We start from the raw sequence: 6313 nt of genomic DNA on the forward strand, positions 1-6313 counted from the left end.
TATTTCACCTGTTTCAGAGACGTCCTATGCCTATTTGGCAACTCTTTCGCGGCTGGATACCAATGGCGACGGCGTATTGAGTCGCGGAGAGCGCGCAGCTGAAGAAAAGCCAGGCATCCTAAAGCAGCTTAGCGATGATGATACGGCGCGCCAGGCTCGTTCCACGGCTGCGAACGACGTTCTCGCGTTCATGATGAACCTTGGCAAGGTCAGTTCGTCTGATGAGAGCTCCGCGGGCGGGGCGAGTGATCGCGCCTCCGAACTCTACCGCCGGACTTACGGCCAGTATGACCCCGATGTGGGGTACTGGGCCTAATCTAAAGCGATCGAAAAAGTCGGCCCTTCCGCCGACTTTTTTGTTTCTATGGCTTGAAGCAGGAACACCTTTCTCAACAGGGCGTTGAAAAACAACAGTCACAAACGGAAGGAAATCCCGATGGCCAGGATCATGAGAATCGCGGCACTCATTCTTGCCGCTACGGCTTCGACCGCTGTTGCGCAGGACAAGCAGACGGCGACGGCGGACTTCGTCGGTGAGGACGGCAAGGAGAGTGGCCGTGCGACGCTGACGGCTGCCGCCAACGGCGGGGTGCTGATCGAACTCGAGGTTTCCGGCCTTCCGGCAAACAGATGGGTGGCTTTCCACGTTCACGAGATCGGCAAATGCGATGCGGCCACGCACCATGACTCTGCCGGCGGCCATTTCAATCCCACGAAAGCCGAGCATGGAATGCTGAGTGCCAAGGGTTCCCACGCCGGCGACATGCCGAACCAGTATGTAGGCCAGGATGGCATCTTGCGCGCTCAGGTGTTCGACAGCATGGTAACACTCGACGGCAAGGAGGATGGCATTCGCGGCCGCGCGCTGCTGATCCATGCCAATTCGGATGATTATCGCAGCCAGCCGTCCGGCGATGCCGGCGCAAGGCTCGCCTGCGCCGTCATCAAATGAAGCGATCCCGAAGCCGCTAGCCGCATTCTTCAACTGTAGTAAAAGCGCTCTGCATACCAGTCCGTGGAAGCCATGGGCTTTTCGCTTGCGACCCAGCGGGCGATATCGCTTTCCTCCAGCAGACTCGCCGTCACCTGATCTTCCAGTCCGACGAAGATCAGATTGGTATTTTCCCTTAGCCGGGGATCGCTGGTGAAGCCCATCCTGCTGTCGTTGGCGCTGTGAAGCAGGTCCATCCGGATATAAAGGAACTCCGGCTCGTAGGTCATCTCGCTTTCCTCGTTGAAGGCGTGGGCGACCTCGATGACCGACTTCTCGGGACCGCTATAGACCGTGATCGCCTCGTTCAGTCCGAAAGTCGCTCCGTAAAGGGTAACGGAGCGGACGGGAATGACGCTGACATCGCCAGTCACCAGATCCATCTGTTGGCCGGAGAAGCCGATTGCCTGACCATCGAGAGCGCCTCGGAAGAAATAAGAAAAACGGCCGCGCGTCAGATAGATCGCTTGCCAACGGAACCGCACGTATTCATCCGAATGTCCGGTCAGCCCTTTCAGGGTGTGCAGGCACTGCAGAAACGTATCGCGATAGTCTGGCAACGGCATCGGTTATCTCCTTGGGAGGTTAACCGATGGAGAGTCAAAACGTTCCGCTGCTGGATCGCCACCTAGCGGCGGGTTATTCGTTTTGCGGTTGCTCCTTCTTGAGCTGCCATATCGGCGTCGGTCGGCGGCAATCCGGCTTGCTCTGCGTCGCCGGACAAGGGATTGAGATGCCCGGTCTGGTCGATCGCGAGTTTGAGGCGCTTGACCATATCGCGGCTCACGCTCCACCAGTCGCCGGTCTTCGTCCAGTAGCGAAGTGCGAGGCTGATTGTCGTGCCGCTTACGCTGTCGATGAACACCGCCGGGCTCGGCGTTTCCAGAACGCGCTGATCCGCTTTGGCGAAGCCGACCAGTCTTTCCATGGCGACGTCGATATCCTCGTCATAGGCGAGGGCGACTTTCAACTCGTCCCGGCGCGTCGGTTCCCGGCTGTAGTTGGTAATCGGCGTGTTCCAGAGCGTCGAATTCGGCGCCATGCGGTAGAGCCCGTCGCTGGTCTTCAATTCCGTGGCGAAGAGGCCGATTTCAAGCACGGTGCCTGAGACAGTGCTCGTTTCGATGCATTCCCCGACAACGAAGGGGCGCAGGATAAGCAGCATGATTCCGGCGGCTATGTTCTGCAGCGTTCCCTGCAATGCCAGGCCAATCGCCAGGCCCGCGGCACCGAGAGCAGCGATGATCGAAGCGGTCTGCACGCCGAACTGGCCGAGGACAGTGACAAAAACCAAAATCAGCAGCGCATAGCGCAGCACGTTCGCAAAGAAACGTGCCAGCGTTTGATCGATGCCGCGCACCCGCGAAATGCCTTCGAAGGCCCAGCGGCTCAATAGGCCCGCCAGGATCCAGCCGCCCACCAACAGTATGATCGCCCCGAGGATCGCGAACGAGTATTGGACGGCGAGCGCGCTAGCCTGGCTGAGCGCCGTGCGGGTTGCCACGATGGCGTCTGTTGCCTGTTCCATGCTGTCTGCCGATGCCCCTGTTTGGTCGCGATTTGGTAGGCTCTAGATGGAGCGGGCCGCAGGACCGTCAACCGGCGAGTTCCGCAGTGATCGGAAGCACGAACGGCGCATTGCCGTCGGCATCCGCGCCGCGTCCGATCGCTTTGACGGCTCCCACCAAACGGCCCTTTCTTTGAAGCAGCGCATCGCCGATCTCAACGATACGAGCATTGGGCGTGGCATGGGGCGAGGCGCTGCGCAGGCGTTTCACCAGCGCCGTCTCATCCTGGTCGGGGACGAGTGAAAGAGCGGCGATCAAGGCGGCTGCCGGCGAACGGGAAACGCCCATCCAGCAGTGGATGAGCAGAGGCGAGCGCTGATCCCACGCGGCGGCAAAATCGATCAGCTGGCGCACATGTGTTTCCTCGGGCGCGACGAGATTTCCCGTTCCCTTGAAGGCGATATCGTTCATGTACAGCAGGAGATGGCGGTCGGCGGCGATTACCGCGGGCCGGTGGAAGGCCTGTTCCTTCGCCATGAGGCTGATCATTTCCCGCGCACCGTTGCGCACAGCCATTTCTGCGATCCGGGAAAGCGGCGAAACGATGATCCGCGTCATGGTTTCGTGCCCTTGCGCATCGTCTCGATCGCTTCGAAGCGCTCGCTGTAGAGCCGTTGCGCCTCAAGCGCCGGCAGCGGATCGATCATCAGCATGTCCTTGCTGATCCCGCGCGGCTGGCCGAAGAACTTCTGCGCTTCAGCAGGCGTGAACCCGGCAAGGCAGGTCGCCTCGAAATAGGCCGCGATCGTGTCAGCCTTCTTGATGTTGTCCTTGAGCTCCCGCGATGGATGCGGCTGAAGGCCGAAACGCAGGTGGATTGCGGCCTCGAGCCGCTTCTCGACGGTCTTGTAGCCGCCACCGACGACCGCTTTGAAAGGCGAGATCATATCGCCGATCACGTATTCGGGTGCGTCATGCAGCAGAGCCATCATGCAATCATCCGGGGTTGCATCGTTGAAGCGCCGGAAGATCTCCTCGACGACGATACAATGCTGGGCAACGGAAAAGGCGTGGTTCCCGGACGTCTGGCCATTCCAGCGTGCGACACGCGCGAGCCCGTGGGCGATATCGCTGAGCTCCACGTCAAGCGGCGAGGGATCGAGCAGGTCCAGGCGCCGGCCGGAAAGCATGCGCTGCCATGCACGCGGGGCCTTTGTCACGCGCTCGCCTCGTCGGCGTTGGCAGGGAAGGCGAGGCCGGACCAGGGCGGCAGCGTCAGCGAAACGGGGGTTTCACCTGCCAGCAGCGGCGTACCGGTCGCGAGCGCCTCTCCCACGCGATCGATACGGACGATCGCCAGCCCCTTGTTGCCGACCACGGAGCCCAAAGCGCCGACCGGCTTTCCGGCAGCCGTGATTTCGGTCCCCGAGGCCGGAAGGTCGGTGTCCGCCTTGACGGATACGACACGCCGGCGCGCTGTGCCGCGATGCTGCATGCGGGAAACTACTTCCTGACCGACATAGCATCCCTTCTTGAAAGAAAGCCCGCCATTCAGATCCATCAGCACGTCATGCGGAAATGCGTCCTGCAGCGCGAAATCCGCGCCGGAGGTGACGACGCCGTGTTCGGCGCGGAGAGCATCGTAGAGCGTTGCATTCGCCGAGCCGCGATTGCCGCTGCGGCGCAGAAGAGTCACCCCGGCTTTCGCAAAGCGGGTGTCGGTCACGCCTTCGGCAGCGTCTTCGTCCCAGGAGACCGTAACGCCTTGCTCTTCCACCGGCGCAAGAACAACGGCAGCGCGAAGCTTGTACATGGTCAGCCGCTTCAACAGCGCATCCCGCTGGGCTGCGTCGGTTTCGATAACGAAATCAGGATCATCGCGCCAGATCATGAAGTCGAACAGGATCTTGCCCTGCGGCGTCAGCAGCGCGCCGGGCCGCGCTTCATTGGCGGCAAGGGAGACAATGTCCGTCGTGATGAGATTCTGCAGGAAGGATTCGGCATCGGTCCCGCTGACGCGGATGAGCGCGCGATAGTTCAGAAATACGGCTGGCATGGCGAAAACCTGTCGCGTTCGTTTATCGCTCAGAAGTAAGTCTTCGGTGCGCCCGCTGCAAGCGGTAGTGAGCCTAGTCTCCGGCCGTGAAAAACTTCCACTTGCCGTCCGGCGTGATACCGAGACGATAGAAGTTGTAGCCACCGAATTCCTGCATGTCGGAGAGGTCGCCCGCGGTAACGATGCGCAGCAGCTCGACGCGCTCCGGCGGCGTCAACGCCTTCAGGTCCTTCTCGGCAAAATAGGGCCAGACATACATTTCTTCGGGAGTGCCTGCGCCCACATGCACGAAGCCCGTCGAGATTATGTCGAGCATGATCGCGAGAATCTCGTCGCCCTCCGGATCGCCGGAAAGGTCTTTCAGCGCACCGATCGGATCGTCTGTTGGCTCACCCACCGTCACTTGCGTCTGGTCAGCGCCGGTGCCCATGAGCGGTCGCAGGCGTTCCAGGTCGCCGGATGCTGCCGCTTCCACGATCTGCTCGCGCATGCGGCGCACCGGCTCCGGTGCCTTGCTGATGTCGTAGATAACTTCAACCGGCTTGGAATCGTCGCTCGCGCCCGGCGTCTTATCGGCGCTTTGGCCGCTGTCCTGGCTCACAAGCGGATCCGGCATGGGGACGCCAGGTGAGGTTCCAGGCGGAGTCTGGGTCTGCTGGGCATTCTGCTGGTCGGTCGCCTGCGGATCAGGCTGGCCCGGAATCTTTTGCAGTTCCGAAAGTGCATTTGCCGAAGGAGCCGCCAGAACACTGGCGCCGAGGCAAACAGCGAGCAGAAGCGGCGCGATCGAACGTCGCGAGACGGTTTCCTTAGCGGTGTGCATAAAAACCCCTTATTGCAGGGTGCGCTTCGGAGAAAATTCGCCGCCGAGCATACGCTCGCGCAGTGACTCGAGCAGTTCTTCTGCGCCCTTCTCGCCGTGACGGCGGATGGTTTCGCGAAGCGCCTGAACGATTGCGGTATCGGCGATGATCTCAGGCTCGATACCATCAGCCATGCCATCGGCCCAGGCTTCGTTGTGATATTCCAGAGCCGCCTGCATCTTTTCGTGGACGATCATGTCGTCGATGTCATTGAGGCTTGGTTCCATCATCTCTTCCTCAAACTGCCTGCCTTACTGTCTGGTTAAGAACTTTATCAGCCTTTTCCCGAAACGACACGCCCGCGAGTGAAAACAGGTTAATTTAACGTCAATTTCCAAAGCGCGAGGTAATTTCTGTGGCGAGTGTTGCACCTTCGTTACGGTAGCGCTCTTCTGCCACGATGGCTGATTGAGTGCAATCGGTATAGACGGAAGCAAAAGCACGGTAGCCACGGTTGAACGCGGCCGTCAGTTTTTCCTTCCGCAGCGGCTCGTCCTTCGTCTCCGAATCGAGGAGCCGCTGCATGTCGTTTCGCCATTCTCCGCTGCCCTGCGCCTTGCAGAGCGTGCGCAGGTAGTGAACCGAACCGATCACTTCTGCCAGCCGAGACAGTTTGTCGTCGTACGGCACCACGGCGGGCGCTGCCGGTGCGGGTTCGGCTGCCACCGGCGGTTTCTTGTCCTGCGCCCACGCGGAAGCCGTCATTGCTGAGCCGGCACATACGGCAAGAGACAAGAAAACGCGTCGAACGGGAATCATGAAAATAGTTTGATACTCTCGCCATGGCCGGAACAAGGCAGGCTCGCGAATTTCCACCGCGTTATTATTGGCTTGATAGCCGCTCGGCACATTCAAGCACCGATTGGGGCACCGGCAGACGGCGGATCTCCTCGAC

10 protein-coding genes are annotated in these 6313 nt (G+C 60.5%); 2 read left to right on the top strand and 8 right to left on the bottom strand.

Translation table 11 applies throughout. The features are described 5' to 3' along the window. Window position 1 precedes the first annotated feature (1 nt). Window positions 2–316, top strand: a complete 315-nt coding sequence (locus ACPYOI_RS34080) for a hypothetical protein (protein WP_481424019.1) — start codon at window positions 2–4, stop codon at window positions 314–316. Window positions 317–436: 120 nt separating this feature from the next. Beyond that, a complete protein-coding gene (locus ACPYOI_RS34085) occupies window positions 437–952 on the top strand; it encodes a superoxide dismutase family protein (protein ID WP_481424020.1) in 516 nt (171 codons plus the stop codon). Window positions 953–981: 29 nt separating this feature from the next. On the opposite strand, the gene ACPYOI_RS34090 is transcribed toward ACPYOI_RS34085, so the two are convergent. From ACPYOI_RS34090 to ACPYOI_RS34125, 8 genes are all read right to left on the bottom strand, one after another. Further along, window positions 982–1557 carry a hypothetical protein gene (locus ACPYOI_RS34090; protein WP_481418966.1) on the bottom strand — a complete coding sequence of 192 codons (576 nt, stop codon included), beginning with the start codon at window positions 1555–1557 and terminating at the stop codon, window positions 982–984. Between the two features lie 62 nt (window positions 1558–1619). Next, window positions 1620–2519: a mechanosensitive ion channel family protein gene (locus ACPYOI_RS34095; RefSeq protein ID WP_481418965.1), complete on the bottom strand. Its 900-nt coding sequence runs from the start codon at window positions 2517–2519 to the stop codon at window positions 1620–1622. A gap of 67 nt (window positions 2520–2586) precedes the next feature. Continuing rightward, entirely contained in the window at window positions 2587–3117 is a 531-nt protein-coding gene (locus ACPYOI_RS34100; RefSeq protein ID WP_481418964.1) for a tyrosine phosphatase family protein, read from the bottom strand. Beyond that, window positions 3114–3689, bottom strand: a complete 576-nt coding sequence (locus ACPYOI_RS34105; RefSeq protein ID WP_481418979.1) for an HD domain-containing protein — start codon at window positions 3687–3689, stop codon at window positions 3114–3116. The genes ACPYOI_RS34100 and ACPYOI_RS34105 overlap by 4 nt, the downstream gene beginning before the upstream one ends. Window positions 3690–3715: 26 nt before the next feature. Next, window positions 3716–4555, bottom strand: a complete 840-nt coding sequence (gene ygfZ / locus ACPYOI_RS34110; protein ID WP_481418963.1) for a CAF17-like 4Fe-4S cluster assembly/insertion protein YgfZ — start codon at window positions 4553–4555, stop codon at window positions 3716–3718. Between the two features lie 73 nt (window positions 4556–4628). Next, window positions 4629–5378: a hypothetical protein gene (locus ACPYOI_RS34115; protein WP_168829032.1), complete on the bottom strand. Its 750-nt coding sequence runs from the start codon at window positions 5376–5378 to the stop codon at window positions 4629–4631. A gap of 9 nt (window positions 5379–5387) precedes the next feature. Next, window positions 5388–5645: a hypothetical protein gene (locus tag ACPYOI_RS34120; protein WP_481418962.1), complete on the bottom strand. Its 258-nt coding sequence runs from the start codon at window positions 5643–5645 to the stop codon at window positions 5388–5390. A gap of 100 nt (window positions 5646–5745) precedes the next feature. Continuing rightward, window positions 5746–6177, bottom strand: coding sequence for a TIGR02301 family protein (locus ACPYOI_RS34125; protein ID WP_481418978.1), 432 nt, complete (start codon window positions 6175–6177; stop codon window positions 5746–5748). Between the last annotated feature and the right edge of the window lie 136 nt (window positions 6178–6313).

The organism is Rhizobium sp. SVR5-2C, from assembly GCF_056755115.1.